Source organism: Tessaracoccus luoxuelianae (assembly GCF_055326245.1).
In genome coordinates, this window is record NZ_JBUZNO010000007.1 from 75,635 (window position 1) to 101,365 (window position 25,731).

The 25,731-nt window shown below is 69.2% G+C and carries 25 protein-coding genes; 15 read left to right on the top strand and 10 right to left on the bottom strand.

Annotation, left to right across the window (positions count from 1 at the left end):
- From ACZK39_RS11620 to ACZK39_RS11635, 4 genes are all read left to right on the top strand, one after another.
- Positions 1 to 1,563 (top strand): dihydrolipoamide acetyltransferase family protein, encoded by a 1,563-nt coding sequence (locus tag ACZK39_RS11620; RefSeq protein WP_182798871.1) that lies wholly within the window; start codon positions 1 to 3, stop codon positions 1,561 to 1,563.
- A 77-nt stretch (positions 1,564 to 1,640) separates the two neighbouring features.
- On the top strand, positions 1,641 to 1,811 hold the full coding sequence (locus tag ACZK39_RS11625; protein ID WP_182798870.1) for a CsbD family protein: 171 nt from the start codon (positions 1,641 to 1,643) through the stop codon (positions 1,809 to 1,811).
- Between the two features lie 144 nt (positions 1,812 to 1,955).
- A complete protein-coding gene (locus tag ACZK39_RS11630; RefSeq protein ID WP_463613369.1) occupies positions 1,956 to 2,327 on the top strand; it encodes a hypothetical protein in 372 nt (123 codons plus the stop codon).
- Between the two features lie 105 nt (positions 2,328 to 2,432).
- The gene (locus ACZK39_RS11635) at positions 2,433 to 3,854 is read left to right on the top strand and encodes an ANTAR domain-containing protein (RefSeq protein ID WP_459055343.1); all 1,422 of its coding nucleotides are present in this window, start codon (positions 2,433 to 2,435) and stop codon (positions 3,852 to 3,854) included.
- On the opposite strand, the gene ACZK39_RS11640 is transcribed toward ACZK39_RS11635, so the two are convergent.
- Positions 3,851 to 4,351, bottom strand: coding sequence for a YciE/YciF ferroxidase family protein (locus tag ACZK39_RS11640; protein WP_182798867.1), 501 nt, complete (start codon positions 4,349 to 4,351; stop codon positions 3,851 to 3,853). The genes ACZK39_RS11635 and ACZK39_RS11640 overlap by 4 nt on opposite strands.
- A 286-nt stretch (positions 4,352 to 4,637) precedes the next feature.
- Between ACZK39_RS11640 and ACZK39_RS11645 the strand changes: the two genes are divergently transcribed.
- Genes ACZK39_RS11645 through ACZK39_RS11655 form a run of 3 tightly spaced genes read left to right on the top strand, consistent with a single transcriptional unit; the run spans position 4,638 to position 6,678 of the window.
- On the top strand, positions 4,638 to 5,492 hold the full coding sequence (locus tag ACZK39_RS11645) for a hypothetical protein (RefSeq protein ID WP_463613370.1): 855 nt from the start codon (positions 4,638 to 4,640) through the stop codon (positions 5,490 to 5,492).
- The gene (locus tag ACZK39_RS11650) at positions 5,489 to 6,022 is read left to right on the top strand and encodes a phage holin family protein (protein WP_220489053.1); all 534 of its coding nucleotides are present in this window, start codon (positions 5,489 to 5,491) and stop codon (positions 6,020 to 6,022) included. Before ACZK39_RS11645 ends, ACZK39_RS11650 begins: the two co-directional genes overlap by 4 nt.
- Complete coding sequence (locus ACZK39_RS11655) at positions 6,022 to 6,678, top strand: DUF3618 domain-containing protein (protein WP_463613371.1); 657 nt, start codon at positions 6,022 to 6,024, stop codon at positions 6,676 to 6,678. Before ACZK39_RS11650 ends, ACZK39_RS11655 begins: the two co-directional genes overlap by 1 nt.
- A gap of 512 nt (positions 6,679 to 7,190) precedes the next feature.
- Here ACZK39_RS11655 and ACZK39_RS11660 read toward each other — a convergent pair.
- Positions 7,191 to 8,186, bottom strand: coding sequence for a cation diffusion facilitator family transporter (locus tag ACZK39_RS11660; protein ID WP_182798864.1), 996 nt, complete (start codon positions 8,184 to 8,186; stop codon positions 7,191 to 7,193).
- A complete protein-coding gene (locus ACZK39_RS11665) occupies positions 8,183 to 8,662 on the bottom strand; it encodes a transporter substrate-binding domain-containing protein (RefSeq protein WP_463613372.1) in 480 nt (159 codons plus the stop codon). The genes ACZK39_RS11660 and ACZK39_RS11665 overlap by 4 nt, the downstream gene beginning before the upstream one ends.
- Positions 8,663 to 8,858: 196 nt before the next feature.
- Between ACZK39_RS11665 and ACZK39_RS11670 the strand changes: the two genes are divergently transcribed.
- Positions 8,859 to 9,965 (top strand): YihY/virulence factor BrkB family protein, encoded by a 1,107-nt coding sequence (locus ACZK39_RS11670; RefSeq protein WP_463613373.1) that lies wholly within the window; start codon positions 8,859 to 8,861, stop codon positions 9,963 to 9,965.
- Positions 9,966 to 10,036: 71 nt separating this feature from the next.
- A complete protein-coding gene (gene alr / locus ACZK39_RS11675) occupies positions 10,037 to 11,152 on the top strand; it encodes an alanine racemase (protein ID WP_463613374.1) in 1,116 nt (371 codons plus the stop codon).
- 3 nt (positions 11,153 to 11,155) lie between these two features.
- Here the strand turns inward: alr and ACZK39_RS11680 are convergent, their stop codons facing one another.
- Entirely contained in the window at positions 11,156 to 11,842 is a 687-nt protein-coding gene (locus ACZK39_RS11680) for a hypothetical protein (RefSeq protein ID WP_463613375.1), read from the bottom strand.
- A gap of 88 nt (positions 11,843 to 11,930) precedes the next feature.
- Between ACZK39_RS11680 and aat the strand changes: the two genes are divergently transcribed.
- Genes aat through pheA form a run of 4 tightly spaced genes read left to right on the top strand, consistent with a single transcriptional unit; the run spans position 11,931 to position 15,321 of the window.
- On the top strand, positions 11,931 to 12,680 hold the full coding sequence (aat, locus tag ACZK39_RS11685; RefSeq protein ID WP_463613376.1) for a leucyl/phenylalanyl-tRNA--protein transferase: 750 nt from the start codon (positions 11,931 to 11,933) through the stop codon (positions 12,678 to 12,680).
- On the top strand, positions 12,673 to 13,536 hold the full coding sequence (locus ACZK39_RS11690; RefSeq protein WP_463613377.1) for a DNA-formamidopyrimidine glycosylase family protein: 864 nt from the start codon (positions 12,673 to 12,675) through the stop codon (positions 13,534 to 13,536). The genes aat and ACZK39_RS11690 overlap by 8 nt, the downstream gene beginning before the upstream one ends.
- A gap of 29 nt (positions 13,537 to 13,565) precedes the next feature.
- Positions 13,566 to 14,378, top strand: a complete 813-nt coding sequence (locus ACZK39_RS11695; protein WP_463613378.1) for a DUF1206 domain-containing protein — start codon at positions 13,566 to 13,568, stop codon at positions 14,376 to 14,378.
- A gap of 43 nt (positions 14,379 to 14,421) precedes the next feature.
- Complete coding sequence (pheA, locus tag ACZK39_RS11700) at positions 14,422 to 15,321, top strand: prephenate dehydratase (protein ID WP_463613379.1); 900 nt, start codon at positions 14,422 to 14,424, stop codon at positions 15,319 to 15,321.
- A 199-nt stretch (positions 15,322 to 15,520) separates the two neighbouring features.
- Here the strand turns inward: pheA and ACZK39_RS11705 are convergent, their stop codons facing one another.
- Together ACZK39_RS11705 and ACZK39_RS11710 are read right to left on the bottom strand one after the other, a co-directional pair.
- Positions 15,521 to 17,062 (bottom strand): bifunctional phosphatase PAP2/diacylglycerol kinase family protein, encoded by a 1,542-nt coding sequence (locus tag ACZK39_RS11705; protein WP_463613380.1) that lies wholly within the window; start codon positions 17,060 to 17,062, stop codon positions 15,521 to 15,523.
- A 54-nt stretch (positions 17,063 to 17,116) separates the two neighbouring features.
- Complete coding sequence (locus ACZK39_RS11710) at positions 17,117 to 18,322, bottom strand: MFS transporter (RefSeq protein WP_220489052.1); 1,206 nt, start codon at positions 18,320 to 18,322, stop codon at positions 17,117 to 17,119.
- 215 nt (positions 18,323 to 18,537) lie between these two features.
- On the opposite strand from ACZK39_RS11710, the gene serS reads away from it, so the two are divergent.
- Both serS and ACZK39_RS11720 read left to right on the top strand, forming a co-directional pair.
- Positions 18,538 to 19,812 (top strand): serine--tRNA ligase, encoded by a 1,275-nt coding sequence (gene serS / locus ACZK39_RS11715; RefSeq protein WP_463613381.1) that lies wholly within the window; start codon positions 18,538 to 18,540, stop codon positions 19,810 to 19,812.
- Positions 19,813 to 19,911: 99 nt separating this feature from the next.
- Positions 19,912 to 20,718: an HAD family hydrolase gene (locus ACZK39_RS11720; RefSeq protein ID WP_463613382.1), complete on the top strand. Its 807-nt coding sequence runs from the start codon at positions 19,912 to 19,914 to the stop codon at positions 20,716 to 20,718.
- 34 nt (positions 20,719 to 20,752) lie between these two features.
- Here the strand turns inward: ACZK39_RS11720 and ACZK39_RS11725 are convergent, their stop codons facing one another.
- From ACZK39_RS11725 to argG, 4 genes are all read right to left on the bottom strand, one after another.
- Positions 20,753 to 22,411: an alpha-amylase family protein gene (locus ACZK39_RS11725; protein WP_463613383.1), complete on the bottom strand. Its 1,659-nt coding sequence runs from the start codon at positions 22,409 to 22,411 to the stop codon at positions 20,753 to 20,755.
- Between the two features lie 5 nt (positions 22,412 to 22,416).
- Positions 22,417 to 23,373, bottom strand: coding sequence for a TIGR03885 family FMN-dependent LLM class oxidoreductase (locus tag ACZK39_RS11730; protein WP_463613384.1), 957 nt, complete (start codon positions 23,371 to 23,373; stop codon positions 22,417 to 22,419).
- Between the two features lie 77 nt (positions 23,374 to 23,450).
- On the bottom strand, positions 23,451 to 23,969 hold the full coding sequence (locus ACZK39_RS11735) for a winged helix-turn-helix domain-containing protein (protein ID WP_463613385.1): 519 nt from the start codon (positions 23,967 to 23,969) through the stop codon (positions 23,451 to 23,453).
- Between the two features lie 340 nt (positions 23,970 to 24,309).
- Complete coding sequence (gene argG / locus ACZK39_RS11740; protein ID WP_463613386.1) at positions 24,310 to 25,731, bottom strand: argininosuccinate synthase; 1,422 nt, start codon at positions 25,729 to 25,731, stop codon at positions 24,310 to 24,312.

Here is a 25,731-nt window from a genome sequence, read left to right on the forward strand (position 1 = left end):
ATGAAGCATCAATTCCTGCTACCGGATCCGGGCGAGGGCCTGCTCGAGGCGGAGATCGTGGCGTGGAGGGTCGCGGCCGGTGACGTGATCGACGTCAACGACGTGCTGGTGGAGATCGAGACGGCCAAGTCACTCGTCGAGCTCCCCTCACCGTTCGCCGGAACCGTGACCGAACTGCTGGTGGCGGAGGGCACGACGGTGGAGGTCGGGAGCCCCATCGTGGAGATCGACGACGGTGTGAGCGGCGATGAGGCGCCCACTGAGGAGGCGCCTGCTGAGGCCGGCCCCAACCTGGTGGGTTATGGGCCATCCGATCCGGGACCCGCGCGACGTCGTCGTCGGGGGCAGGGGGCGGACAAGGCCTCGGTGGCCGAGGCGATGTCCGCGGCCTACGGGCACCACGAGCCGGGGCGCCGGGCGGACGAGGTGCACCCCGCGGGGGCGGTCCACGCCCAGGCCTCCGGAGATCCGCTGCCGGCGCCGGGACGGGCGCCGTCGGAGTCCCAGTTGGTGTTGGCCTCGGATCATGGATCGTCGCGGGCGAAGCCTCCGGTGCGCAAGTATGCGATGGATCTCGGCGTGGACCTGGGCACGGTGGTGGGCACCGGGCCGGAGGGCACGATCACCCGCCGCGACGTGGAGGCCGCCGCCGCATTCCGCTACCTCGACGAGCAGCCCAAGCAGGGGCGCATTCTCAACGATCAGGCGGCTTTCCAAGCCGAGCCGAGGCTCGGCGAGGCTGCAGGTGGTGCTTCTGGGCAGGCGCACGCGGGGACCTCGTTCAGAGGGTCCAGCTTCGGCGGCGGATTCGGGCCGACGGAGGGGCTCGGGGGCTCCAACCCGCGGCAGGGCCGCGCCGAGCGCCGTGTCCCCATCAAGGGCGTCCGGAAGGCGACGGCGGAGAACATGGTGCGCTCCAGCCAGACACATGTGCACGTCACCGAGTGGATCACCGTCGATGTCAGCGCCACGATGGACTTCGTCGAGACGCTCAAGGGTCGCCGCGAGTTCACGGGCCTGAGGGTGTCGCCGCTGCTGGTCTACGCCAAGGCCATCTGCCTGGCCCTTGCGCGCAATCCGGAGCTGAACTCGTCGTGGGATGAGGAGCGGCAGGAGATCGTCTACTACGGCGACGTGAACCTGGGCATCGCGGCCGCCACACCCCGCGGACTCATGGTGCCCAACATCAAGTCCGCCCAGGATCTGAGCCTGCTGCAGCTGTGCCAGGCGGTGACTCAGCTGGTTCAGGTGTCGCGCGAGGGGAAGCTCCAACCCGGCGACTACTCGAACGGCACCTTCACCATCACCAACGTCGGCGTCTTCGGCATCGATGCGGGCACCCCCATCATCAACGGCGACGAGTCAGCCATCTTCTGCATGGGCTCCATCGAGCGACGCCCGTGGGTCGTGGGCACCGGGGCAGACGAGCGCGTCGTGCCCAGATGGGTCACCACGTTGGCGGTGGCTTTCGATCATCGGATCGTCGACGGAGAGCAGGGATCGCGGTTCCTGCACGACGTGGCCTCCATTCTTCAGGAGCCGGCCTTGGCGCTGCTTTATTGAGCGCGTTCCGGTCGATGCTGTTTAGTCGGCCGGATTGTGGGTACGTCACTACTACCAACCCACTACGAGGAGGAATCATGGGAGTCGACGACAAGATCAGCAATGCAGCCCAGGAAGCGGCCGGGAAGGTCAAGGAGGGCGTCGGCAAGGCGACCGACAACGAACGACTCGAGGCTGAGGGACACGCCGATCAGGCGTCGGCCGATGTGAAGCAGGCCGGCGAGAAGATCAAGGACGTCTTCAAGTAGAGCCCCCCCGGGCGAGCTTATTCAGTCTGACTTCGCATCAAGGCGAAAGCGCGGCCGGCCACTCACGTGGTCGGCCGTTGCTGTGTCCGGAGCGGAGTACGGCGCATCGATGTGGGCTCGCCCCGTCTGTGGATTGCAGGTGGCATGGTGACAACACCCCCTGAACCTGAGGCGCTCGCTGAGGTGCACCCGCCACTGGCGGAGGTGCTTCACCAAGTGCGCGTCGGCGTCCCGCAGAGCAGGGACGCGGCCTTCGACACCCTGAGGCGGCTCCTGGCCGTCCACGCTGACCCCGAACGGCTCGTGGCGCCGCGCGGCTCCCTCGGCGGCACCTGGAATGGCAAGGCCGCGCGTTCCCAGAGGGCCATCGCCGCGTCCATCGCCTTCCTGGAGATGGCTCGCCGGGATTCATTGGACTTCGTGATCGAGGCCGGGTTGCTGGAGGAGATCCTCGACGACTACCTGGCGCCAGGTCCGGCGGCCGAGCCGCCGGACGCGGAGAAGCGCGGGGAGTGAAATTGAGCCGGGCCTCCTGATCGCTGGCTGCCCTTGGCCCTCCTCCTCCGCTAGTGTGCGAAAGTACGGCGACCCACGCCGTCGCCTCACCCAGAGGAACCTCGAATGACCCTCGGTCTCAGTGGCGAAGAGGGGGCTCCGACCTCAGCGGCGCCCCGTGTCGGCATCGACATGTTCGTGCCGGATCCTGAGCTGGTGGCACCGCCGCGGGCACGGCTGGCTCTCGTCCAACCGGGGTCCCAGCGGGCGCAGCTGCTGAGCAGTGCGCTGGATGACAGCTACGACGTCGTCGCGGTGACCGATATCGAGGGCGCCATCGACATTCTGCTGGCCAATCCCCCGGAGATCGTCCTGGCGGATCTGGCAGGCTGGTCCGCGGGCCTGGACTTCCTTCGCGCCCTCCGTGCCGAGCCGGCGCTGGCTGGGAGCGCGGTGGTCCTTCTCGATGACCCGCCGGAGAAGTCGGGTGAGGTCGCCGTGGATCTTCCCCAACTGCGAATCCGCCTCGCGGCCGCGCTGGCCAGGGCCCGGCAGCGTTCCTTGGACGCGGCGTGGCGGCGCGCGCTTCTGTCCTCGCTGCACGACGGCGTGCTGATCTTCGACGCGGCGGGCGTTGTCATGGACATGAACCCCGCTTTCTCCCAGTTGTCCGGGTACACGATGGCCGATGGACCGTTCCGGCCTCCCTACCCGTGGTGGCCGACCGAGGAGGAGGACGCGGAGCAGAGAGCGGCGATCGCCCAGCGCCACCTCGAGGCCCGGGAAGGGTCATCGGGGACCAGCGAGGCGATGTTCTACGACTGTGAGCGTCGACCCTTCTGGGTCTCGGCGGCGGACGCCTCGGTCACGGATCCTGAAACGGGCCTCACTGCCACCATCCGCACGTTCCGGGACATCACGCGTCAGAAGGAGGCCGAGAGTCGCCGCGCGGCCGCCGCGCAGGTCAGCGCGAGCTTCGCGGGTGAGGACGACATCGCGACCCTGCTGGGGCTCTCGACCCACGGCTTCGAGTTGCTGTTCGTGGGGCGGTGCACCATCCAGATCGACCTGGGAGGCCCTGTCCTGTTCCACGGTGGGTCGACGGTGTCGGCCGACGAGCTGCCCCCGGAGGTCCTCGCCGGCATCGCTGGACGCCCGAGCGCCGACAGCGTCAGCCTGCGGCCCGGCATCCTGCTCGTCCCGCAGACGAGCCTCGCCGACTGCCGGGCGTGGATCCAGTTCCCGCGACCCAGGCAGGTCAGGCCCGACGAGATGATCGTGGCGGACCTTCTCGCGCAGGCCTTCGGCCTAGCCGTCGATCGCCTGATTCTCGCGCAGCAGAGCGCTGACAGGCAGGAGCACATGGCCCGCGGGATCGAGAGCCACCGCCTGATCGGTCAGGCGGTGGGCATTCTCGTCGAGCGGCACAGGCTGACGCCGGCCGACGCCTTCGAACGGCTCAAGCGCGCCAGCCAGGACCGAAACCTGAAGCTCCGCGCCGTGGCGGAGCTCGTCATCGAGACCGGCGCGGACCCGGAGACGCTTTAGGCGCCGCCGGCCGCCGCCGTGGCGTTGGCTTCGGTCTCGGCGATCTTGGTGAGGAGCTCGTCGGTGCGCGACTCCTCCTCGAGAGACTGGGTGAGGAGGTCGTAGCCGTCGTTGAGTCCGAGCATCTTGGCCCACCGTCGCATGGTGCCGTAGCGGGTGATCTCGTAGTGCTCGACAGCCTGTGCCGAGGCGATGAGGGCGGCGTCGGCGGCAGGGCTGCCCTGGTACTCCTCCAGGTGCTCATCGCCCTCCTTCAGGATGCCGTCGATGGCGTCGCAGCGCTTGCTGGTGGGCTTGCGATCGATCATGGCGAAGACCTTCTCGAGGCGATCGATCTGCCCCTGGGTCTCCCCGAGGTGGTGCTCGAGCGCCGCCTTCAGCTCGTCGGAGACCGCCGCCTCCTGCAACTTGGGGAGTGACGAGAGGATGTGTCGCTCGGCGTAGTACATGTCTCGCATGGTTGCGAAGAACAATGCGGCCAGATCCTTTTCAGCCATGGTTTCTGTTCCTTTCTCGGGGTGTGTGGAATGTGCTCCACGCTAGTCCGATCGGCCCGGCTATCAAGAGGTGGACAGGGGGAGTATTTCGCCCTGAACCGCCCCTGTTTAGAATCTGCGGAAGTGGGTACGTAATAGGGCTGACTGGCTCCGCCTGTCCAATGTTCGATGGGCTTATCCGGCGTGATCACTTTGCTCGATCCATGTTTAGACATCGCGATTGTGGGTAAGGACTGTGCAGGAGAGCACAAGCTCTCGCATGACCGAAACGTAATGGAGGATCACCATGGCGTACCCGAATGAGACACCCGCCGGTGGGCAGAGCGAGTACGGCGCAACTGTGGCGCCCCCCACTGTGCCAGGGCAGTCCGGCGCAACCACCTGGACCGGGTCTTCCGCCGATCAGAAGGGCACCGACCAGGCCAAGGAGGTCGCCTCTCATACGGGTGACCGGGCCAAGGATGTCGCGGCCACGGCCCAGGACGAGGCGAAGGCCGTCACCGACACCGCCAAGGATGCGGGTGGCCACGTCGTCGACACCGCCAAGCAGGAGGCCGCTGAGGTCATCGACGAGGCCAAGGCGCAAGGCCGGCGGCTGCTCGACGAATCGGTGTACGAGCTTCGGGCCCAGGCCGGGACCGGTCAGCAGATGGTCGCGGAGTTGGCCCGCTCGTTGAGTGGAGAGCTCCGGTCCATGTCACAGGCGGACCAGGACGGCATGCTCGCCGGCCATGTGGACAAGGCGCAGCGGTTCAGCGACGACGCGGCCGCCTGGCTGGAGAGCCGGCAGCCCGACGAGGTCCTGGAGTCGGTGCGTCGCTACGCTGCTCGCAACCCGTGGCAGTTCCTGGCCATCTCTGCCGGCGTCGGCTTCATCGGGGCGCGCATCTACCGCGGGCTCCAGGGCGCGAAGCCTGATGAAGACAGCCGGGCACAGCCCGCAGCCGCGTATCGTCCGGGCGCTGCCGTTCCAGGCTCGTATCCCACGCCGCACCTCAGCGACCAGTACCCACCGACGCCCTTGGGCGCTACCCCTCGTCGCGAGTCGCAGGTGGCCAACGAGACGTTCGTCGAGCCTGAGTCCCAGTACGAGGATCTCACCGTCGAGGGTGGGGATCCCTGGCGGGAGGGTCTCCGATGACCTCCCCCTACACCGATCCGGGCCCCACGGCCCGAGACCCCTACGGCTCCGGCTACGCGGACCCGACCATCCCGCTGGGCATGGACCCCGAGGAGGCTGAGAAGGAAGCCAGCTACGCCCGGTACCGGGCCGAGGAGCGGTCGCTTGGCGACATCGCCTCGGACCTGATCGACAACGCCACCACCCTGATCCGTCAGGAAGTGGAGTTGGCCAAGGTCGAGGCCAAGCAGTCGGCGTCGAAGGCGGGAAAGGGCGCCGGCATGCTCGCCGGGGCCGGCGTCACTGCCTTTCTGGGCCTGATCGCTCTCACGCTGGCCCTCTGGTGGGGCCTGGCCGTCCTGATGGGGTCGGCCCAGAACCCATCCCTGGGATGGAGCGGGGTGATCGTGGCCGTGATCTGGTTCGCGATCGCCGCCATCCTCGCCATGGCTGGGAAGAGTGAGTTCGCCAAGGTGCGGGGACTGCCCCGGACCGCTGAGACCGTGAAGAAGATCCCGAACGCTGCCACTGGCAATGAGGAGAAGAACTGATGAGCACCAACCCGGATGAGATCCGTCGAGATATCGAGCGCACCCGCGCTGAGCTGAGTGACAACGTCAACGCCCTCGGCGACAGCGCCAAGCCGAGCAACATGGTCCGCGAGCAGGTGGACCAGGTCAAGGAGGGCGTCCACAGCTTCAAGGAGCGGATCTTCGGCTCCGACACCAACCCCTACGACCATGGCGCGGTGGGCGAGGTGGGGGACAAAGCAGGCACTGCGGTGGCTGATGCCCGCGACGCCGTGGCCGCCGCGCCGCGCCAGGTGAAGGCGTCGACCCGGGGCAACCCGCTCGCCGCGGGCCTCATCGCCGCCGGCATCGGGGCGCTCATCGGAGGGCTGATCCCCGCTTCGCAGATGGAGAAGGAGCGCGCCACGCAGCTCAAGAACGCCGCGGAGCCGGCGATCGAGGAGCTCAAGGCGATGGCGACGGAGGCGAAGGACAACCTGCAGCCGCTCGCCGAGGAGGTCGCGGGGAACGTCAAGGAGGTGGCGCAGGGCGCCGGCCAGAACATCAAGGCCGACGCGCAGGCCGCCACCGACGAGGTCTCCGAGCAGGCCAGGGTCTCTGCCGAGACCGTCAAGGCCGACGCTCAGGTCAAGGCCGACGAGACCAAGGCGGAAGTGGACCGGCTCCGCACCACCTGACCGATGGGCCGGCCCGGGGGGTTTCCGGGCCGGCCCCGAGCACGCTGCAGACGGCGGCCCCTGCCCCGCCGCTCCCGGGAGTTCTGTGGCAACACCCCAGCGGGCTTCTGTCACGAGCCGACGACGTCTTCGGCGTCGAGGGTTTCGCCACTCACCACGTGCCCTCTACCGGGCTCAGGCAGGGTGTCTACACCTTGTTCCGTGAGAAGAAGGACGGATGTGTCGAGGTGGTCCTGCACCCTGGAACTGCGGGTGTTCAATCAGAGCCACCACCGCCAGTAAAGGCCTACTGAAGGGGATTCAGGCCCGAACGAGCATCAAATGCTGGAACAGGTTTCGGCCGGACGTATTCCGCCCTCCATAACTCACATGGTGAATTCGGTGCGGAGAGCGTGGTCATCGTCAACAGCGGGCCTGGAACCTCATCGCAATCTCCTGGTCGATGGTGTCGTTCCTTGTCCCGACTTAGAATCCCGCCCGCAACACGGCCTTTATGGCAACACGGCCTTTAGTTAGTGCTCGGCCTTATTGGCTCTCGGGGTAGTCGCCAGGGGTGAGAGACCTTGCGGGATGGCGTCGCTGACCACAACGACCGTGTCGATGGTCTTCCAGTCCACGTCGGAGCACCGTCGGCGAAGGTCCTCGATCTGAGCCACGGTGAGCACCGCGCCCTCCACAGGCACGACGAACACCTCGCTGTGGAACACGTGGCCCATGTCGCGGGTGCGGACCTCGGCCTCGGCCACCCACTCGGTCCGCAGCGCGGCCTGGCGGAGCTTCTCGATCACGGGGTGCGGGTCGTCGGAATCGATCGGGGTCGCCCGGGCGTCGAGCAGGGCCGCGACCGCTCCACGGACGTTCGTGACGCCGTCCTTGACGATGCTGGCCGAGACCAGGGCCGCGGCCACCGAGTCCGCCCACCACAGGCCGAACCCGATTCCCGTGACACCGGCCACGGTCGCCAGACCGGTCTGCCAGTCGGCCTTGAGCATGTCGGCGTCGGCGGCGAGCGTCTTGTCGTGCAGCTGCTCGGCGAGTCTCAGCTTCATCCGGCCGAGGATGACCGGTGGGATGGCGCTGAGCGTCATCACCACGATCATCAACCAGCCGGACCAGAAGGTGTATCCCAGGAGGGTGACGGCGCCCACTGGTGGCCGCTCGCCCTTGATCAGGCCCGAAGCCCCGTTGTAGAGCAGTGACGCTCCGAAGGTCAGGAGGGCCACCGCCGAGACGAGGTGACCTGCCGCGATGGCGCGGTGGTGCCCGTAGGGATGCTCGGGTGTGCGCGGCTTGCCGGCCCGCCACACCCCGATGAGGAATGCCACCGGCGGCAGGAGGGCGAGCGAGTCCTCGACGAAGGCCGTGCGCATCGCCTGGGACTGGCCGGCCGTGAGACCGACGGCCGCGATGATGAGGCCCATCACCACCAGCGAGATCCACTCCAGCCGGATGGCCCGGTGGAGGAGTTCGGACTGCTTCGGGGGGAGCACCGAATCGCGGGCGCTCATGCCCGGAGCCCTTCGGCGGCGAGGAACCGCTCCAGGTTGGTCAGCAACGCGTTCTCTCCCAGGCGGACCGCGATGATGAGTTTCACGGCCTTGCCGTCCGCGCCGATGGTGGTGGTGTACGGCCGGGTGAGGGCGGCGTGGGTGGACCACGGCGAGTCGGAGGTGAGGCCGCCGATGATGAGGTCCAGCTGGCCCAGCTTGATGAGCTCCATCAGCTCACTCTCGGCCCCCTCGCGCCACTCCACGGTGGCGCCGATGGTGTCGGCGTAGGCCTCGACGATCTCGGCCTCGGGACCTCCGACCGTCCCGTCGTCGGAGACCTCGGTGTGCGGCGGATGCGAGGCGACACCCACCAGCAGCGGGCCGTTCGTGGCGCGCTCCAGGGTTCCCTCCGGGTCCCGGGGGAAGGCCGGCTCGGCGCACCCGCTCAGCAGGACCACCAGGACGACTGCGATGCGCCACAGGCTGCGGATCATCTTCGGAGTCTGCCACGCGGGCCGACCCTTGGCCAGGGGTCCGTTGGGGCCCCGCGACACCGGGGGGCCCGACGCCTGTTTCGGATACGCCTGATGTGGGTACGTCCTCGACGGGGGCGCCAGCGGCCCCCGACAAGCAGAGACACGCCAGCCGGCCGGACCGGACCTGGCGCCGCTAGTGAAGGAGGGGCACGCCATGTCGCCCGGTGAACGATCCACGCGAGACAGCGAGCCTGAATCGGTTGAGCAGACCCGGGAGAAGGCCGCGACCGCGCCGCACCCCGACGACCCGAGGAAGCCGGACTCCCCGTCGGACCTGCACGGACCCTCCTGGCGGTACGCGCTCAAGCGGGCCGCGTCCGAGTTCTCCAAGGACCACGTCACCGATCTGGCCGCGAGCCTCACCTACTTCGCCGTGTTGTCGCTCTTCCCAATGCTGCTGGCGCTGGTCTCACTGCTGGGCGTCTTCGGGCAGGGGGAGCAGACGGCGCAGGGCATCAACCGGTTGATCGAGACCTATGCGCCGGCGGAGCTCTCGGATCTGCTCGGCGACACGATCACCGGCCTGGCCACGCAGGGGGGTGCGGGGCTGGCGTTGGCGACCGGCCTTGCGGGCGCGCTGTGGGCCGCGTCCGGGTACGTCGGGGCGTTCTCCCGTGCGATGAACCGGATCTACGAGGTGGAGGAAGGCAGGCCGTTCTGGAAGCACAAGCCGCAGATGCTGCTCCTGACGCTGGTTCTGGTCATCATCCTGGCCGTCATCGTCTTCGCGCTGGTGCTGTCCGGGGACATCGCACGAGGCATCGGTGGGCTCGTCGGTCTCGAAGACACCACCGTCCTGATCTGGGACATCGCGAAGTGGCCGGTGGTCATCGCCTTGGCGGTGCTGCTGATCGCCCTGCTGTACTATTTCACCCCCAACGTGAAACAGCCGAGGTTCCGCTGGATCAGCGTCGGCGCGGTGGTCGCGCTGCTCGTGGCCGCCCTGGCTGTGGCCGGCTTCTCGGTGTACGTGTCCAACTTCGCCTCCTACAACGCCACCTACGGGGTCATCGGTTCGGTCATCGTGCTCCTCCTCGGCCTGTGGATCATCAACAACGTCCTGCTCTTCGGCGCGGAGATCGACGCGGAGATCGAGCGGGGGCGCCAACTCCAGGCAGGGATCGAGGCCGAGGAGACCATCAAGCTGCCGCCGCGCGACACCAGGGCCTCGGAGAAGCTCTCCGACAAGCACGGCGAACTCGTCAGCCGCGGCAGAGAGCTGCGGGTCGAGCGGGGGAGGGACCACTCCCAGGACGAGTGAGGCCGGATCCACGTGTCGGGTCCTGGGCCCGAGAGTACGACCGCGACACCGACAGTGAAACACTTGTTGCCATGCCCTCGCCCACCCGGTTCCACGTCGACCTCGACGCCCTGCACGCCAACCTCGCCGTCGCCCGCGACCTGGCGGGCGGGCGGAAGGTCCTGGCGGCGGTCAAGGCGAACGCGTACGGACATGGACTCGTGGAGGTGTCGCGGAGCATCCAGCAGCGGGGCAGCGCGGACTGGCTCGGGGTGGCCCTCACGACGGAGGCGCAAGCCCTGCGTGACGTCGGAGTGACCCTGCCCATCCTCAAGTTCACCCCCACCCTGGCCGAGGACCTGCCTGAGGCCATCGCCGCGGGCGTGACGCTGTCCGTCGGGGACTCCCGCTCCGTGGATGAGACGCAGGCGGCGGCCAAGGCGGCGGGGGCCACCGTCGACGTGCACCTCAAGATCGACACCGGGATGCGGCGCGTGGGCGTCGACCCGGGAGACGCCGTCGCGCTGGCGGAGAGGCTGGCCGCGTCGTCGCGCCTGAGAGTCGGGGGCATCTTCACGCACCTCCCGGTCAGCGACGTGGCGCCAGGAGAGGAGTTCACCCGCGGTCAGCTGGCGCTCTTCGAGGCGACGGTGGCGCGGGTCGAGGAGGTGGTGGGCCCCGTCGAACTGCTGCACGCGGCCAACTCCGGGGCGGTCCTCGGTCACGACCTCGGCCGCACCACCATGGTGCGCCCCGGGATCATGATCTACGGCTCCTACCCTGACGCCGCCACGCCCCCCACCCGGTCGCTGCGCGATGTGGGCCGCTGGACCTCCCGCGTGAGCTTCCTCAAGCGGATCGCGGCGGGGGAGACGGTGGGATACGGGCGTACCTGGACCGCCCCCCGCGACACCTGGGTGGCCACGGTGGCAGTCGGCTACGGCGACGGGTACTCGCGGCTGCAGTCGTCGCGGGGCCGGATGCTGATCGACGGCCGCTCGTACCCGATCATCGGGCGCGTGTGCATGGACCAGACGATGCTGGACCTCGGTCCCGAGGAGCCGACCGTGGGGGTGGGCGACGAGGTGGTCCTGATGGGAACCAGCGGCGGCGAGCGCATCGGCGTGGAGGAGATCGCCCAGCTGATGGGCACCATCACCTACGAGGTGACCTGCCTGATCACCGCCCGCGTCCCCCGGACCTACTGACCGCTACTCGGCGGGCGCGCCCTCGGCGCGGCTTCGGGGCAGCTTGGGTCGCCTGCTGGGAAACTCATTCATGGCATGAATGCCGATGCTCCGGGTGCTCCACCCGTCGACGGCAGCGCCCACGCCACCACCCACGAACGGAATCCCGCGCAGCGCCCGCACACCAAGGCGCTTCCCGCTGACCTGATACAGCACCCGGTCCAGCAGCGCCCGCGACACCTGCCCGTCGAGCCGCGCGTCGAACACCGGCGCCGTGGCTACCACGAGCGGCGAGCTGGGCAGCACGCCCTTGCTCACCAGGTCCGCCATGGTGGACGGGCCGAGCATGACCATGAGGATGGCGGTGCGGACGCGCGGATCGCTGAGTTCATAGCCGCGCAGGTGCGCGATGCCCGCCACCAGCCTGGCCTGGAGGAACGTGGCTGCGGCGATGTTGGCCGGCACCGCCACCAGGGCCACGAAGAACCCACCCCAGTTCGTCACGAAGCCCTGGCCGCCGGCCATGGCGACGTGCTGGTTGATCATCCAGGAGATGGCCGACTCGGCGTCCGAGCGCTGCGCCAGCAGCTGCTTGGCGGCGTGTTTGGCGCCCGGCAGCTTGCCCTTGCCGTCGATGGCCAGCTGCAGGAGCTCATGGAGGACGTCGGCGGTGAAGTTCTCGGCTACCGCCACGACGTTTTGATCACTCATCAGCACACCCCTCTCTGCCCCAAGCGTCGCACACGCCCGCAAGCGCGTCGACCCTGGAAATGTCCCTAGGGGCTGCCAGACTGGGGGGATGCTGGGCGCCACGTTCGGCCGGCCCGAGGAGTGGCCGAGCCAAGATCTCATCGGATACTCCGAGGAGTTCGGCGCCGGTCTGGCGCTCGAGGCCTACGCCTGCGGCGTGTTCCCGATGCCGATCTACCACGACGGGGACGAGATGGGCTGGTGGTCGCCCATGCAGCGCGGGCTGTTGCCCATCCGCGGCCTCCACGTCACCAGGTCGCTCAGGAAGTCGGCCAAGCGCTACACCACGACGGTGGACCAGGCCTTCGGAGACGTGCTGGAAGCGTGCGCGGACCCGTCGCGCGACGGCGGATGGATCGACGCGCGGGTGGAGGAGGCTTACACGACGCTTCATGAGAAGGGGTGGGTGCACTCCGTCGAGACGTGGGATGCGGAGGGGCGTCTGGCTGGCGGGCTGTACGGCGTTCACGTCGGCGGCGTTTTCGCGGGGGAGTCGATGTTCCACCATCCCGAGCTGGGGCGGGACGCGTCGAAGGTGGCGCTGCTGCGCCTCGCCGTCGAGCTGGCGGACGCGGGCGTAGCGCTGCTGGACGTGCAGTGGCTGACCGAGCACCTCGGGTCGCTCGGCGCCTACGAGGTGCCACGGGAGGAGTATCTGGGGAAGCTCAGTGTGGCACTGGAGCTTCCCCGGTTGTCGTGGCGGCCACGGGAGGCCATGGACGGGGCGGAGTTGCTGAAGTCCTGGGACGTGGTGCGCTCAGCGGGCACACTGTCTGGGAGAGGAGGCGGCGATGCCTGAGCTGCCGGAGGTGGCCGCCCTGGTGGGCGCGCTCGACGAGAGGCTGCGCGGCCGCGTGATCGCCGCGGGCCACCTGGTGTCCTTCGCAGCACTGAAGACGTTCCGGCTCCCGCTGGAGGCGCTGGCCGGGCTGGAGGTGGCCGGCGTCTCCCGCCACGGTAAGTTCGTCGACGTGGACGCGCAGGGCGTCCACCTCATCTTCCACCTCGCCCGCGCGGGCTGGGTCACCTGGCACGACGAGGCCCCGCCGGTCCCGGCGAGGCCGGGCAAGTCCGGGCTGGCGCTGCGCATCGTCCTCGACGACGGCTCAGGTTTCAGCATCACGGAGGCCGGCACTCAGAAGCATCTTGCCCTCTACGTGGTGGAGGGACCCGAGGAAGTGCCGGGGGTCGCGGCGCTCGGCCCAGACCCGCTGAGCCCCGAGTTCACCGTCGATGACTTCCGGGCCGTGCTCGCCGCTGCGGGTCGCTCCCAGCTCAAAGGGGTTCTGCGTGATCAGAAGATTCTGGCGGGGATCGGAAACGCCTACAGCGACGAGATCCTGCACGCCGCCAGGCTGAGTCCCTTCAAGCCCGCCAACAGCCTCGACGAGGTGGCCTCGGCTGAGCTCTTCGGGCACCTTCGTGACGTGCTGGGCCAGGCTGTCGCGGCGGCCGCCCAGGTGCCGATCGCGCAGCTCAAGGACGCCAAGCGCGCCGGGATGCGGGTCCATGGGCGCGCGGGCGAAAAGTGCCAGGTGTGTGGCTCGACCATCGCCGAGGTGTCGTTCGCTGACTCGTCGCTGCAGTACTGCCCTGGCTGTCAGACCGGCGGGAAGCCGCTGGCGGACCGTCGGATGTCAAAACTCCTCAAGTAGCACTCTCGCCGGCGCCCTACGATGAGGAGATGAGCGACGGCGGAGTCATCGGCGACATCCAAGACAAGGCCAAGGACGTCGAGCACCATCCGGCCGCCGCCTGGGTCGCCGGAGCAGGGCACGTCGTCAACGGCGTCGTGCACGCCATCATCGGGGCCATCGCCATCGGGATCGCCCAGGGGGCCGCGGGATCCGCGGACCAGTCCGGCGCCATGCGGGCGATCAGGGCCAATCCGATGGGCGAGGCCGCACTGTGGCTGGTCGCCGGGGCGCTGTTCGCCTTGGCCGTCTATTCGCTGGCGGTCGCCGTCGGTGAGGTGACGCGGGAGAAGCGGGACGCGGCCAAGAGCGTTGGCCGGGCGGTGATGTACGCGGTGGTGGGCTCGGCGGCGCTGGTCTACGCCATGGGTGGAACGGCGGACGGTGAAGAGACCACCGAATCGCTCAGCGCCGAGTTGCTGCAGAGTTGGTGGGGCTCGTCGCTGCTGGTGCTGGCCGGCGTGGTGATCGCCGTGATCGGTGCGGCGATGATGGCCAAGGGCATCACGCGCTCGTTCCTCGAGGATGTTGAGCTTCCTCCGCGGTTCCGCCTGGGGTTCACGGCGCTGGGCATCGGTGGATACCTTGCGAAGGGGCTCGCGGTGGTGATCGTGGGCGTGCTGTTCGTGGTTGCGGTCTTCACCCGGGATGCGTCGGACACCGGCGGCCTCGACGGCGCGCTGAAGTCGCTCGCGGGCGTCCCGGGCGGCCAGGTGGTGCTCATCGCCATCGGGGTGGGTCTGATCCTCTACGGCGTCTACTGCATCGCGAGGGCGAGGACCACGGCGCGTAAGGGTCGCTGACGGCTCCGTCGTCGCCGTCGGCCGATGGCCTACCCTGAGGGGCGTGCTCGGATACTTCGGCCCCGCGGGGACCTTCACCCATCAGGCGTTGCGCACCATCACCGACGATGACGCGCTCGCGTTCGCCAGCGTCCGCGAGGCGCTCGACGCGGTGCGGCTGGGCCACGTGCGCGGCGCCGTAGTGCCCATCGAGAACTCCGTCGAGGGCGGGGTCTCGGCCACCCTCGATGAGCTGATCGCCGGCGCCCCGCTCGCCATCCGCGGCGAGATCGTCATCCCCGTCGAGTTCGGGCTGTACGTGCGCCCGGGCACCCGGCTCGATGAGGTCCAGCAGGTGCTGACCCACGGCCACGCTGCCGCCCAGTGCCGCGACTGGCTCGGCCTCATGGTGCCCCAGGCACACATCACCGAGGCCGGGTCCACCGCCGGCGCCGCCGCCGAGGTGGCCCGCCCGGACTCGCGCTACGACGCGGCGGTGTGCGCGAGGGTCGCGGGGGAGCTGTACGGCCTGGATGAGCTGGCCTATCAGATCGAGGACAACCCGGGTGCGGTGACGCGGTTCGTGGAGGTGGGTGTCGCGGGGCCTGTGCCTGAGCGGACAGGGGCGGACAAGACCACCCTGGTGGCCTACATGCGCGAGGACCACGCGGGCGCTCTGCTGGAGATCCTAGAGCAGTTCGCGGTACGCGGGGTGAACCTCAGCCGGATCGAGTCGCGGCCCACGAAGACGACGCTCGGCTCCTACTGCTTCTCGATCGACGTGGAGGGGCACCTGCACGACAAGCGGGTCGAGGAGGCGATGGAGGGCCTGCACCGGGTCTGCCCCACGGTGCACTTCCTCGGGTCCTACCCGCGCGCGGATAGGGCCCGCCCCGTCGTCGGCCACGGGTTCACCGACGAGGAGTTCGACGCCGCCGCGAAGTGGATCCGCACCCTGGGCTGACCCTCGCGGCTGAGCAGGGGGAGGGGCCTTCCAGCTAAATGTCATGCTGAGTGTCGACTACGACTCTGAGCCTGACAATTAGATAATCCGGAGTCTGGCTGGCTGAGGTGCGAGGAGCGCCAGCGACGAGCCTCGAAGCCTACGAAACGTGCGCTGACAAGGTCACTTTCTTCAGGCTTCGAGGCCGCTACGCGGCACCTCAGCCAACGGGAGGGGCCGGCAGGACCACCCGCACCGCCGCCGGCACCACGTCGAAGCGGATCCTCCGCACCGTCCCCACCACGTCGCCGTCCACCTGGCACAGCACCGGCTCGGCGTACTCCGCCGTGACGCTCCGGGCGTCGAAACGGTCCAGGAGCGGCTCCTCCGACGCCTGCCTGAGCACCCCACCGATCATCCGGGCCACGTCGCCTGCCGTCCGCGGCGACGCGACCAGCACCTCCAGCGATCCGTCGTGCGCGCTCGCCGCGGGCATCAGCGACACCCCCGGGTACAGGTCGCCCACGTTGCCCACCTCCACCAGAGACGCGTCCCGCTCCAAGGGCTCCCCGCCGTCGACGGTGAGCCTCAGCGACACCGGCCGTGCCCTGATGTGACCGAACCCCGCCCACACGTAGGCCGCGGGTCCCAGCGCGCGCTTGAGGGCCTCGTCGGTGTCGTGGAGGACGGCGGCATCCGCGCCGAGCCCCACCATCACCGCCGCGACACCCGCGACCCCGCCGTCGAGGTCCTCGTAGCGCATCAGGTCCATGTCCTGCGCCTCGCCCGTGAGCGCCAGCGCGATCGCCCGTCCCGCGTCGCGCGGCACGCCCAGGTTGCGGGCGAGCAGGTTGCCGGTGCCGGAGGGGAGGATGGCCACGGGCACTGCGCTGCCTGCCAGCGCGGCGCACACCTCACGGACGGTGCCGTCGCCACCGACGACGAGCACCAGGTCCGCCTCCGATTCCAGCGCGGCCCGCGCCATGCCCCCACCGGGATCGTGCTCGGTGGTGGCCAACCAGATCGGCGGCTCCCAGCCGTGCACTTCCGTCTCGTGCCCGACGAGGCGGTGCAGGACGGCGAGGTCGCGGACCTTCGTCGGGTTGTACACCACGACCAGACGCCCTGGCCCTGTGTGGGCGGGAGGCACGGGAAGCATGTGTACGTCCGCGATCAGGCATGCCAGGGAGGCGACGAAGCCGCCGAACAGGAATCCTCCCACCACGTCGGTGACGAAGTGGGCGCCGAGGAGCAGCCGGTCGGCCGCCACCACCAGGACCGTCGCGGTCCCCACCGCGCGGGCAGCCAGCACGACCCGCCGCGGCCGCCGCGTGATGGTGGTGAGGATGCCCAGGAGCATCGCCGCGACAGTGATGGCGACGGTGTGCGCCGACGGGTAGCTCAGGGGGTCGCTGCTGACCAGGTAGTCCCAGGGGCTGTCCGGACGGTCGCGGCCGATGGTGAGCTTGAGCAGTGCCGTGCCGGCGACTGCCAGCACCACCGCGATGAGGATCGCCCGGGCGATGGCGAGGAATCGTCGCCGGGACGCCCACCAGGAGGTGACGAGCAGGGCCGGATAGACGAGGGTGGGCGCGGTGATGAACGCCACCGCGGCAGCGGCCTGTCCCACCACTGAACGGTCGGAGACGGGGGAGTGCGGCCAGAGGTCGTCGACGAAGGTGGGCAGCAGCAGTGTCCACAGCAGGAAGGCGGCGCCGAAGGCCAGTGTCGCCGCGACCGTCACCGGCGACCGTCGCATCATGGGTCCGATTCTTCCACCGCACGCCGGGCTGGGGGCGGGGTGCGGTGGGCTCGGTCAGGTTCGGGCGCGCCAGGGTCGTCCGCGGACGAACAACCAGGGCAGCACGGCCGCGCCCATGACGATGCCGGTGACGGCGAAGGCCCAGCCGAAGCCGACGGCGTCGGCGATGGCCCCGGCCACCAGGGTGCCGGCGATGGATCCGAGATCCATGGACATCGAATAGCTCGACAGGGCCTGGCCACCGCTGCGGTTGGAGCCGATGATGTCCGCCATCAGGGCCTGCGAGGCGGGCGCGATGAACGCGGCCCCGGCCCCGGCCAGCGCTGAGAGGGCGAGGAAGATCCACAGGTTGTCCACCCAGCCGAAGAAGACCGTGGCCAGCGCGGACACGGCGAGGCCCACCACCAGGAAGGGCCGGCGCCCAACCCGGTCCACCAGGCGGCCGGTGGCCTGCTGGGTGACGGCGTTGCCGAGCGCGAAGAGGGTGAGCGCGATCCCGGCGGCCTGGGTGCCGATGGTGGGGATGGCCGCGGCCATCAGCGGCAGCAGCGCGATCCGCACCCCGAAGTTGGACCAGCCGTGCGCGAAGCCGGTGACCAGCAGCGCCCGGTAGTAGGGAAGCCCGATGGCCTCCGCGAGGGAGAGGGTGTCGCGGGCTTCCCCGTCGACGGGGCGGCCTCCGGTGCCGCCGCGCAGGAACACCACCACCACCGCGGCCGCGGTGAACACCGCACCGGCGTAGATGAAGAACGGGATCCGCAGCCCCAGGCCTTGCATGGCGGAGCCCAGGATGGGGCCGAAGATGCTGCCGAGCAGGAATGCGGTGCCGTAGAGGGACGACGTGTGCCCGCGCTGGGCGGGGGGAGACAACCGCACCAGCAGCGCCATCGCCGAGACGGTGAACATCACCGAGCCCATGCCGCCGATGCCCCGGAACACCAGTAGCCACCAGAAGTTGGTGGCCAGCCCGCTGAGCACGCTGGAGGTCCCCACGACGAGCAGGCCGACGATGTAGACCCGACGCTCCCCGAGCTTGTTGACCAGGGCGCCGCCGGCCGGGGCGAACAGCAGCCTGACGAGGGCGAAGACCGACACGATCGACGACGCGGCCATCAGCCCGACGTCGAAGGAGCGGGCGAACTGGGGGAGGATGGGGGCGACGATGCCGAAGCCGAGCGCGATGATCATCGCGGCGGCAACCAGCACCCAGATCTCGGCGGAGATCGGCTCACGTCGCCCCGTCGCCTGCCCGTCCTTCACCCACCCACCCTAGGCGACCCGGGGCCTGGGGCCGGGGCCGGGGTTGAGGGGTTTGAGCAAATGGCAGGGGTCACGGAGGCCCTCCTGCGGGGGCCGAGCGTGGGCCTCGCCGTGAACCCTGCCATTTGCTCAACCCCCCCACCCACGCCAGTTCCGCACCCCGCACGGGCGATGGCCGGCGGGTGGTGAGGGCCGAACTCGGTAAGGTTGGGGCCATGATCGATCCCAAGTGGCTCCGCACGGATCCAGACCGCATCCGACGCTCCCAGGCCGCACGCGGCGCCTCGGTCGAGCTCGTCGATGACCTGATCGCAGCCGACGAGGCCCGCCGCTCCTACATCCTCGCCTACGAGACCCTGCGCGCCGAGCAGAAGGGCCTCGGCAAGGAGGTGGCCAAGGCGAAGGGCGAGGAGCGTGCGGCCCTGCTTCAACGCACCGGGCAGCTGGCGGCGGACGTGAAGGCGGCCCAGGCCTCCGTCGACACCACGGAGGCCCACTTCACCACCCTGATAAAGCAGCTCGGCAACCTCGTCCTCGACGGCGTCCCCGAGGGCGGCGAGGACGAGGGCGTGGTGCTGGAGACCGTCGGCACGCCGCGGGACTTCGCCGCGGAGGGCTTCCAGCCGAAGGACCACCTGGAGATCGGCGAGCTCCTGGGCGCCATCGACATGGAGCGCGGCACGAAGATCTCCGGGTCGCGGTTCTACGTGCTCACCGGCATCGGTGCGCAGCTGGAGCTGGCGCTGCTGAATCTCGCCATGACGAAGGCGGCGGAGTGGGGCTTCACGGCCATGATCCCGCCGGCGCTGGTGAAGCCGTCGGCCATGGAGGGCACCGGATTCCTGGGCCAGGCGGCCCAGGACGTCTACCATCTTCCCGCCGACGACCTCTACCTCGTCGGCACCTCCGAGGTTGCGCTGGCCGCCTATCACTCGGGCGAGATCCTCGACGGCGCCTCCCTGCCCCGGCAGTACGTCGCGTATTCGCCGTGTTTCCGCCGCGAGGCCGGCTCCTACGGCAAGGACACGCGCGGCATCTTCCGCGTGCACTGGTTCGACAAGGTGGAGATGTTCGTCCACTGCGATCCGGCGGATGCGGAGGAGTGGCACCAGAAGCTGCTCGGCTTCGAGAAGGAATTCCTCAACCTGCTGGAGGTGCCGTTCCAGGTGCTCGACGTGGCCTCGGGGGATCTCGGCCTGTCGGCGGCCCGCAAGTTCGACTGCTACGCCTGGCTGCCCACGCAGCAGCGCTACCGCGAGGTCACCTCCACGTCCAACTGCACCGAGTTCCAGGCCCGGCGTCTCGGTATCCGCGGGCGGTTCGACGACGGGGTCCGCCCCGTCGCCACCCTCAACGGCACCCTGTGCGCGATGACCCGCATCATCATCATGCTGCTGGAGAACCACCAGCAGGCCGACGGCTCGGTGCGCGTCCCCGAGGCGCTGCGCGCCTACCTGGGCGGCCGTGAGGCGCTCGTCCCGCCGGCTTAGCTCACCCGTCGTTCGGCCGGAGGTCACCGGCCGTTCACGCGGATCTGGCAGGCTCACGGGACGCCCGGCCCGCCGGAGCCAGACAAGAGAGGTAACGCGTTGACGCAGTTCAGCCCCCAACTGGTGGCGCTCGACATCGACGGCACGCTCGTCGACCCGTTCGGCGACATGCCGCCGGAGGTGCGGGCCGCCGTACGCAGGGTGGTTGACGCCGGCGTGCCGGTGGTCCTGTCGACGGGTCGGTCCTGGATCTCCACCGAGATCATCCACACCCACCTGGACCTCCCGCCCGGCTGGGCGGTGACGTCCAACGGCGCCATGGTGGTCACCCACCCGCCCTTCGAGGTGCGCCACGAGACGCGCTTCGACCCCCGCGAGACGGTCCACAGGGTCGCAGAGTTGGCTCCCAGCGCCTGCATCGCGGTCCAGGACGGGCTGCACTGGCGGGTCAACCGGCCGTTCCCCGACGGCGAGCTGCAGGGGGACGTGGCGATCGAGAGCATCGAGGAGCTGGCGTCGCGGGAGGTGTCGCGCGTCATCGTGCGCGACCCCCACAGCTCCGAGGAGGTGTTCAACGGCATGGTCAGCCAGCTCGGGCTGCACGAGGTGGCCTACTTCATCGGCTGGTCCGCGTGGCTGGACATCGCCCCGAAGGGCGTGGACAAGGCCCACGGGCTGCAGATCGTGTGCGACGAGCTGGGCATCGACCCGGCCGACGTGTTGGCCATCGGGGACGGCCGCAACGACATCGAGATGCTGGAATGGGCGGGTCGCGGCGTGGCGATGGGCGACGCCCCAGACGTGGTCAAGGAGGCCGCGGACGCCGTCACGGGCAATTTCGCAGACCTCGGCACGGTCGACGAGCTTGCCCGCTGGTTCCCCCCGGTCGTGGCTTTCGGTCCCTGAGGAGGTGCCCCGCCTTAGGCGCGTGCGGGCCTCCTCAGAGAGGGGGGCGTCGCACGCGGAACCAGCGGTAGCCGTACCCCTCCAGGGTGACCGACAGGGCGCCGTCGTGCACCACCGTCGCGTCGCCGTCGAGCAGGTCCTCCACCAGGTCGTCGTCTCCGAGGACATCCGGCAGCGACACCGACACCGGATCGGCCGAGAAGTTGTGCACCGCGACCGCCGCAGACCCCTCCAGCGACATCCGATGCGCCAACACTGACCGCGCCTCTGTCGGGATCACCGAGAACTCTCCCCATCCCATCTCCGGCCGACGGCGCCGCACGCCGATCAGCGTGCGCAGGAACGCCCACAGCGAGTCCGGATCGTGCTCCTGGTCCGCGAAATTGACGTGTTGGGGCCCGTATCCGTCGGGCACGACCCGCTGGATCAACTTGCCTGGGGCCGCCGTCGAGAAGTCACCGTTGCGGCCGGGCCCCCACTGCATGGGGGTGCGCACCGCCATCCGGCCGGGCGCCTCAAGGTCCTCGCCCATCCCGAGCTCCTCCCCGTAGTACAGGGTGGGGGTGCCGGGCAGGGAGAACATCAGGCTGTAGGCCATCCGCACGCGGCGCGGGTCGCCGCCCAGCATCGGCGGCAGGCGGCGCTTGAGCCCGCGCCCGTAGAGCTGCATCTCAGGCTCCGGCCCGAACGCGTCGAACACCTCCTGGCGCTCGGAGTCGGTGAGCTTGTCCAGCGTCAGCTCGTCGTGGTTGCGCAGGAACGTGGCCCACTGGCACGTCGGGTGGATCTGAGGGCGGGTCTCCAGGGCCTTCACCAGCGGGCGGGGGTCCTCACGCGCCATCGACAGGTAGCTGGCCTGCATGGCGATGAAGTCGAACATCATCTGCAGCTCGTCGCCCGCGTCGCCGCCGAAGAACTTCCGCTGCTCCGCGTGAGGGACGTTGACCTCGCCCAGCAGCATCGCGTGACCCTTGCGGCGCTGCATGAACGCGCGCAGCTGCCTGATCACGTCGTGGGGATCGACCGCCATGGTCTGCGTGCCGGTGTTCTCCGCGTTCTGCATGAGGAACGGGACCGCGTCCACCCGGAATCCGTCGATTCCCAGCTCAAGCCAGAAGCCGACGGTGCGCAGAATCTCGTCCATCACCGCAGGATTGGCCAGGTTGAGGTCCGGCTGGTGCGCGTAGAAGTGGTGCAGGTACCACTCGCCGGTGCGATCGTCCTTCGTCCAGATGCCCTCCTCCTCGTCCGGGAAGACCACCTCGGCCGAGGTGTCGCCTGGGTCGGTGTCGCGCCATACGTAGTAGTCGCGGAACGGGTTGGTGGTGCTGCGCCGCGAGGCCACGAACCAGGGATGCTGGTCCGAGGTGTGGTTGACGATGAGGTCCGCGATCACGCGGATGCCCCGGTCGTGGGCGGTGCGGATCACCTCGACGAGCTCGCCGTGGTTGCCCAGCCGCGGGTCGACGCCGTAGAAGTCCTTGACGTCGTAGCCGTCGTCGCGGTCCGGGGAGGGGTAGAACGGCATCAGCCACAGGCAGGTGATGCCGAGTTGGGCGAGGTAGTCGATGCGTTGCGAGAGGCCGCCGAGGTCTCCCACCCCGTCGCCGTTGGAGTCGAGGAAGGTCTCGATGTCCAGGCAGTAGACCACTGCGCTCTTCCACCACAGGTCGCTGGTGTCGGTGATCCTCATCGCCGTCACCGGACCTTGGGGAGGACGTGCGCGCCGAACGCGTCGAGGTAGTCGGACTGGTCCTGGCCCACGTAGTGCAGGTAGATGTCGTCGAACCCGAGGTCTGCGTAGTCGCGGATCCACGCGACGTGCTGGTCCAGGTCCGGCGAGATGCGCACCACGTCGCGCACCGATTCAAGGGTGACGTGCTTCGAGGCCGCGTCGAAGCCTTCGACGGTGGCGATGTCCCAGGCGAGCGGCTCGCCCAGCACGTTCGAGCGCCATTGGTCGAAGGCGATCTGTTCGGCCTCCTCCATGGTGGGCGCCCACGACAGATGGAGCTGGAGCGCCACCGGTCCGCGCCCGCCCGCCCCTCGGTAGGCCTCGATCACCTCGCGCAGCACCTCGAGGTCCTGGTTGACGGTGATGAGGCCGTCCGCCCAGGCCGCAGCCCTCGCCGCGGAGGCGGCCGACACGGCCGGGACCAGCAGCGACGGCGGCTCCTCAGGCCGGTCCCACACCTTCGCGCGGTCCACGGTGATCAGGCCGCTGTGGCTGACCTCCTCGCCGTCGAGGAGGCGGCGGATCACGTCGACGCACTCCTCGAGGCGCTCGACCCGTTCGTCCTTCGCGGGCCAGCGGTCCCCGGTGATCGACTCGTTCATGGCCTCGCCGCTGGCCAGAGCCGTCCAGAACCGCCCCGGGAACATCTGCGCGAGCGTGCCGATCTTCTGCGCCACGACGGCGGGGTGGTAGCGCTGGCCGGGCGCGCAGACACACCCGAACGCCAGGCCGGTGGTCGCCAGCGCGGCACCGAGCCAGGACCAGGTGTAGCCCGAGTGCCCCTGCCGCTCCGACCACGGCTTGTAGTGGTCCGAGCACATCGCCATGTCGAAGCCGACGCGCTCGGCCCGCTGGACGTCGAGGAGCAGTTGGCGCGGCGAAATCTGTTCGTGGGAGGCGTGGAAGCCGATTCGGGTCATGCCCCCACTCTCGCCCGATCACCGCGACGGATTCAAGGATTTGCCGAAACTGCTCCGAGCTTCCCGCGACGGTGGGTTCAGGCGGCGACCACCCGTCGCGACCCCCGCAGCACGTCGGAGGCCACCGTCATCACCTCGACGGGGGTGGGTGCCGGCCGTTCTGGTCTGCGCCAGTCGAGCCCTTCCTCCTCGATCCTGCGGAGGTGACGTTTGATGGTGGAGACGGAACAGCCGATCCGGCTGGCGATCACCACCAGCGGGAGGTTCGGATGGGCGGTGCGGAGCCGGTAGATCTCGTGCGGGTCGTACTGGCGGCCCGACCTGACCCCGACGGCCGAGTCGAAGTCCTCCGGAGCCACCTCGATGGCGAGCCGGGCGCGGATCTCCTGCCGCTGCCGCCTGGTGGTGCCCGCCACGAAACCGGCGACGTCGAACTTGGTCACGGCGTCGGTGAGGCACGCGGCCAGCCGTGGACATTGGGCGCACATCGTCTCCGCCTGCGCCCGCACCATCGCCTGTTCGCGCCGCTCGCTCCGGGAGTCCGGAGTGACCCCGTCGTCGAGTAATGGGTGGAGGAAGACGTTTCTGTACCTCACACACTCTGTCATTTCAGCCATAGCTGCCCCTCGCTGCTGCTGTCGTCCTGGGTGGAATCCCAGGCACCAACGTTGCCAACAGCCGGGCCGTGTCCCGGTCCCAGGGATGGGAGTGCCTACCTGAATAAGCTGAGTGCTTGGCGACGGTCAATTGAGTATGGATACTCATTTCCGTCGTGTTGAGGGCGCGGACCAGATGCGCGGGAGCGGGATGACCAGCGATGTTGCGTGCCGTTCACCCACCGGTGGGAGGAGTTGACTTTCGGCCACTATGAAACCGCCGCTCACCATGCTGGGCAGGTGAGCGGCGGCTTGAGTGTCGCGGGGGAGGGCGAGGGGGTCAGTCGGTGCCGGACTCCATGGAGGAGCTGGCGACCGCCTCGTCGACGTCCGACGGGCCGGTGGCGCCGAGCTCGGCGATGGCGGCAGCGCCGCCCGCCTCGAGGCGCCCGATCAGGTCTTGGTGGCCCGCCAACAGCGTTCCCTGTGCCGCGTACAGCTCCAGCTTCTCGCGCGAATCGGCGATGTCCAGGTTGCGCATGGTCAGCTGTCCGATGCGGTCCGTGGGGCCGAAGGCGGCGTCCTCGACGCGTTCCATGGACAGCTTGTGCGGCTGGTAGGAGAGGTGGGGGCCGCGCGTGTCCAGGATGGTGTAGTCGTCGCCGCGTCGCAGCCGCACATCCACCTCGCCGGTGACGGCGGAGGCCACCCAGCGCTGGATGGATTCGCGCAGCATCAGCGACTGCGGGTCCAGCCAGCGGCCCTCGTACAGGAGCCGGCCGAGCTGGAGGCCCTGGGAGCGGTAGTTCGCGAGCGTGTCCTCGTTGTGGATGGCGCTGAGCAGGCGCTCGTAGGCGATCCACAGCAGCGCCATGCCGGGGGCCTCATAGATGCCGCGGGACTTCGCCTCGATGATGCGGTTCTCGATCTGATCGCTCATCCCCAGGCCGTGGCGGCCGCCGATGGCGTTGGCCTCCATGACGAGCGCGACGGGATCGTCGAAGCGGGTGCCGTTGAGCGCGACGGGGCGGCCCAGCTCGAAGCGGACGGTCACGTCCTCGGTGGCGATGGCCACCGCCGGGTCCCAGTACTTGACGCCCATGATGGGCTCAACGGTCTCCAGCGACACGTTGAGGTCCTCGAGGGTCTTGGCCTCGTGCGTGGCGCCCCAGATGTTGGCGTCCGTGGAGTAGGCCTTCTCCTTGGAGTCGCGGTAGGGGAGCTTGCGCTCGGAGAGCCACTGGCTCATCTCGTCGCGGCCGCCGAGTTGGTGGACGAACTCCTCGTCCAGCCACGGCTTGTAGATGCGCAGCTGCGGGTTGGCCATCAGTCCGTAGCGGTAGAACCGCTCGATGTCGTTGCCCTTGTAGGTGGAGCCGTCGCCCCAGATGAAGACGTTGTCCTCAGCCATGGCGCGGACCAGCAGCGTGCCTGTGACGGCGCGGCCGATGGGGGTTGTGTTGAAGTACGCCCTGCCGGCCGAGCGGATGTGGAAGGCGCCGCACGCGAGGGCGGAGAGGCCTTCCTCGACGAGGTGGGCACGGCAGTCCACCAGCCGCGACAGCTCGGCGCCGTACTGCACGGCTCGGCCGGGAACCGAGTCGATGTCGGGCTCGTCGTACTGGCCGATGTCGGCGGTGTAGGTGCAGGGCACGGCTCCGGCCTCGCGCATCCACGCGACGGCGACGGAGGTATCGAGCCCGCCGGAGAAAGCGATGCCGACGCGCTCGCCGACGGGGAGGGAAGTCAAGACTTTGGACAC

Coding starts and splice junctions, on each gene's coding strand:
- ACZK39_RS11620 (WP_182798871.1), top strand. CDS start 1: ATGAAGCATCAATTCCTGCTACCGGATCCGGGCGAGGGCCTGCTCGAG.
- ACZK39_RS11625 (WP_182798870.1), top strand. CDS start 1,641: ATGGGAGTCGACGACAAGATCAGCAATGCAGCCCAGGAAGCGGCCGGG.
- ACZK39_RS11630 (WP_463613369.1), top strand. CDS start 1,956: ATGGTGACAACACCCCCTGAACCTGAGGCGCTCGCTGAGGTGCACCCG.
- ACZK39_RS11635 (WP_459055343.1), top strand. CDS start 2,433: ATGACCCTCGGTCTCAGTGGCGAAGAGGGGGCTCCGACCTCAGCGGCG.
- ACZK39_RS11640 (WP_182798867.1), bottom strand. CDS start 4,351: ATGGCTGAAAAGGATCTGGCCGCATTGTTCTTCGCAACCATGCGAGAC.
- ACZK39_RS11645 (WP_463613370.1), top strand. CDS start 4,638: ATGGCGTACCCGAATGAGACACCCGCCGGTGGGCAGAGCGAGTACGGC.
- ACZK39_RS11650 (WP_220489053.1), top strand. CDS start 5,489: ATGACCTCCCCCTACACCGATCCGGGCCCCACGGCCCGAGACCCCTAC.
- ACZK39_RS11655 (WP_463613371.1), top strand. CDS start 6,022: ATGAGCACCAACCCGGATGAGATCCGTCGAGATATCGAGCGCACCCGC.
- ACZK39_RS11660 (WP_182798864.1), bottom strand. CDS start 8,186: ATGAGCGCCCGCGATTCGGTGCTCCCCCCGAAGCAGTCCGAACTCCTC.
- ACZK39_RS11665 (WP_463613372.1), bottom strand. CDS start 8,662: ATGATCCGCAGCCTGTGGCGCATCGCAGTCGTCCTGGTGGTCCTGCTG.
- ACZK39_RS11670 (WP_463613373.1), top strand. CDS start 8,859: ATGTCGCCCGGTGAACGATCCACGCGAGACAGCGAGCCTGAATCGGTT.
- alr (WP_463613374.1), top strand. CDS start 10,037: ATGCCCTCGCCCACCCGGTTCCACGTCGACCTCGACGCCCTGCACGCC.
- ACZK39_RS11680 (WP_463613375.1), bottom strand. CDS start 11,842: ATGAGTGATCAAAACGTCGTGGCGGTAGCCGAGAACTTCACCGCCGAC.
- aat (WP_463613376.1), top strand. CDS start 11,931: ATGCTGGGCGCCACGTTCGGCCGGCCCGAGGAGTGGCCGAGCCAAGAT.
- ACZK39_RS11690 (WP_463613377.1), top strand. CDS start 12,673: ATGCCTGAGCTGCCGGAGGTGGCCGCCCTGGTGGGCGCGCTCGACGAG.
- ACZK39_RS11695 (WP_463613378.1), top strand. CDS start 13,566: ATGAGCGACGGCGGAGTCATCGGCGACATCCAAGACAAGGCCAAGGAC.
- ACZK39_RS11705 (WP_463613380.1), bottom strand. CDS start 17,062: ATGATGCGACGGTCGCCGGTGACGGTCGCGGCGACACTGGCCTTCGGC.
- serS (WP_463613381.1), top strand. CDS start 18,538: ATGATCGATCCCAAGTGGCTCCGCACGGATCCAGACCGCATCCGACGC.
- ACZK39_RS11725 (WP_463613383.1), bottom strand. CDS start 22,411: ATGAGGATCACCGACACCAGCGACCTGTGGTGGAAGAGCGCAGTGGTC.
- ACZK39_RS11730 (WP_463613384.1), bottom strand. CDS start 23,373: ATGACCCGAATCGGCTTCCACGCCTCCCACGAACAGATTTCGCCGCGC.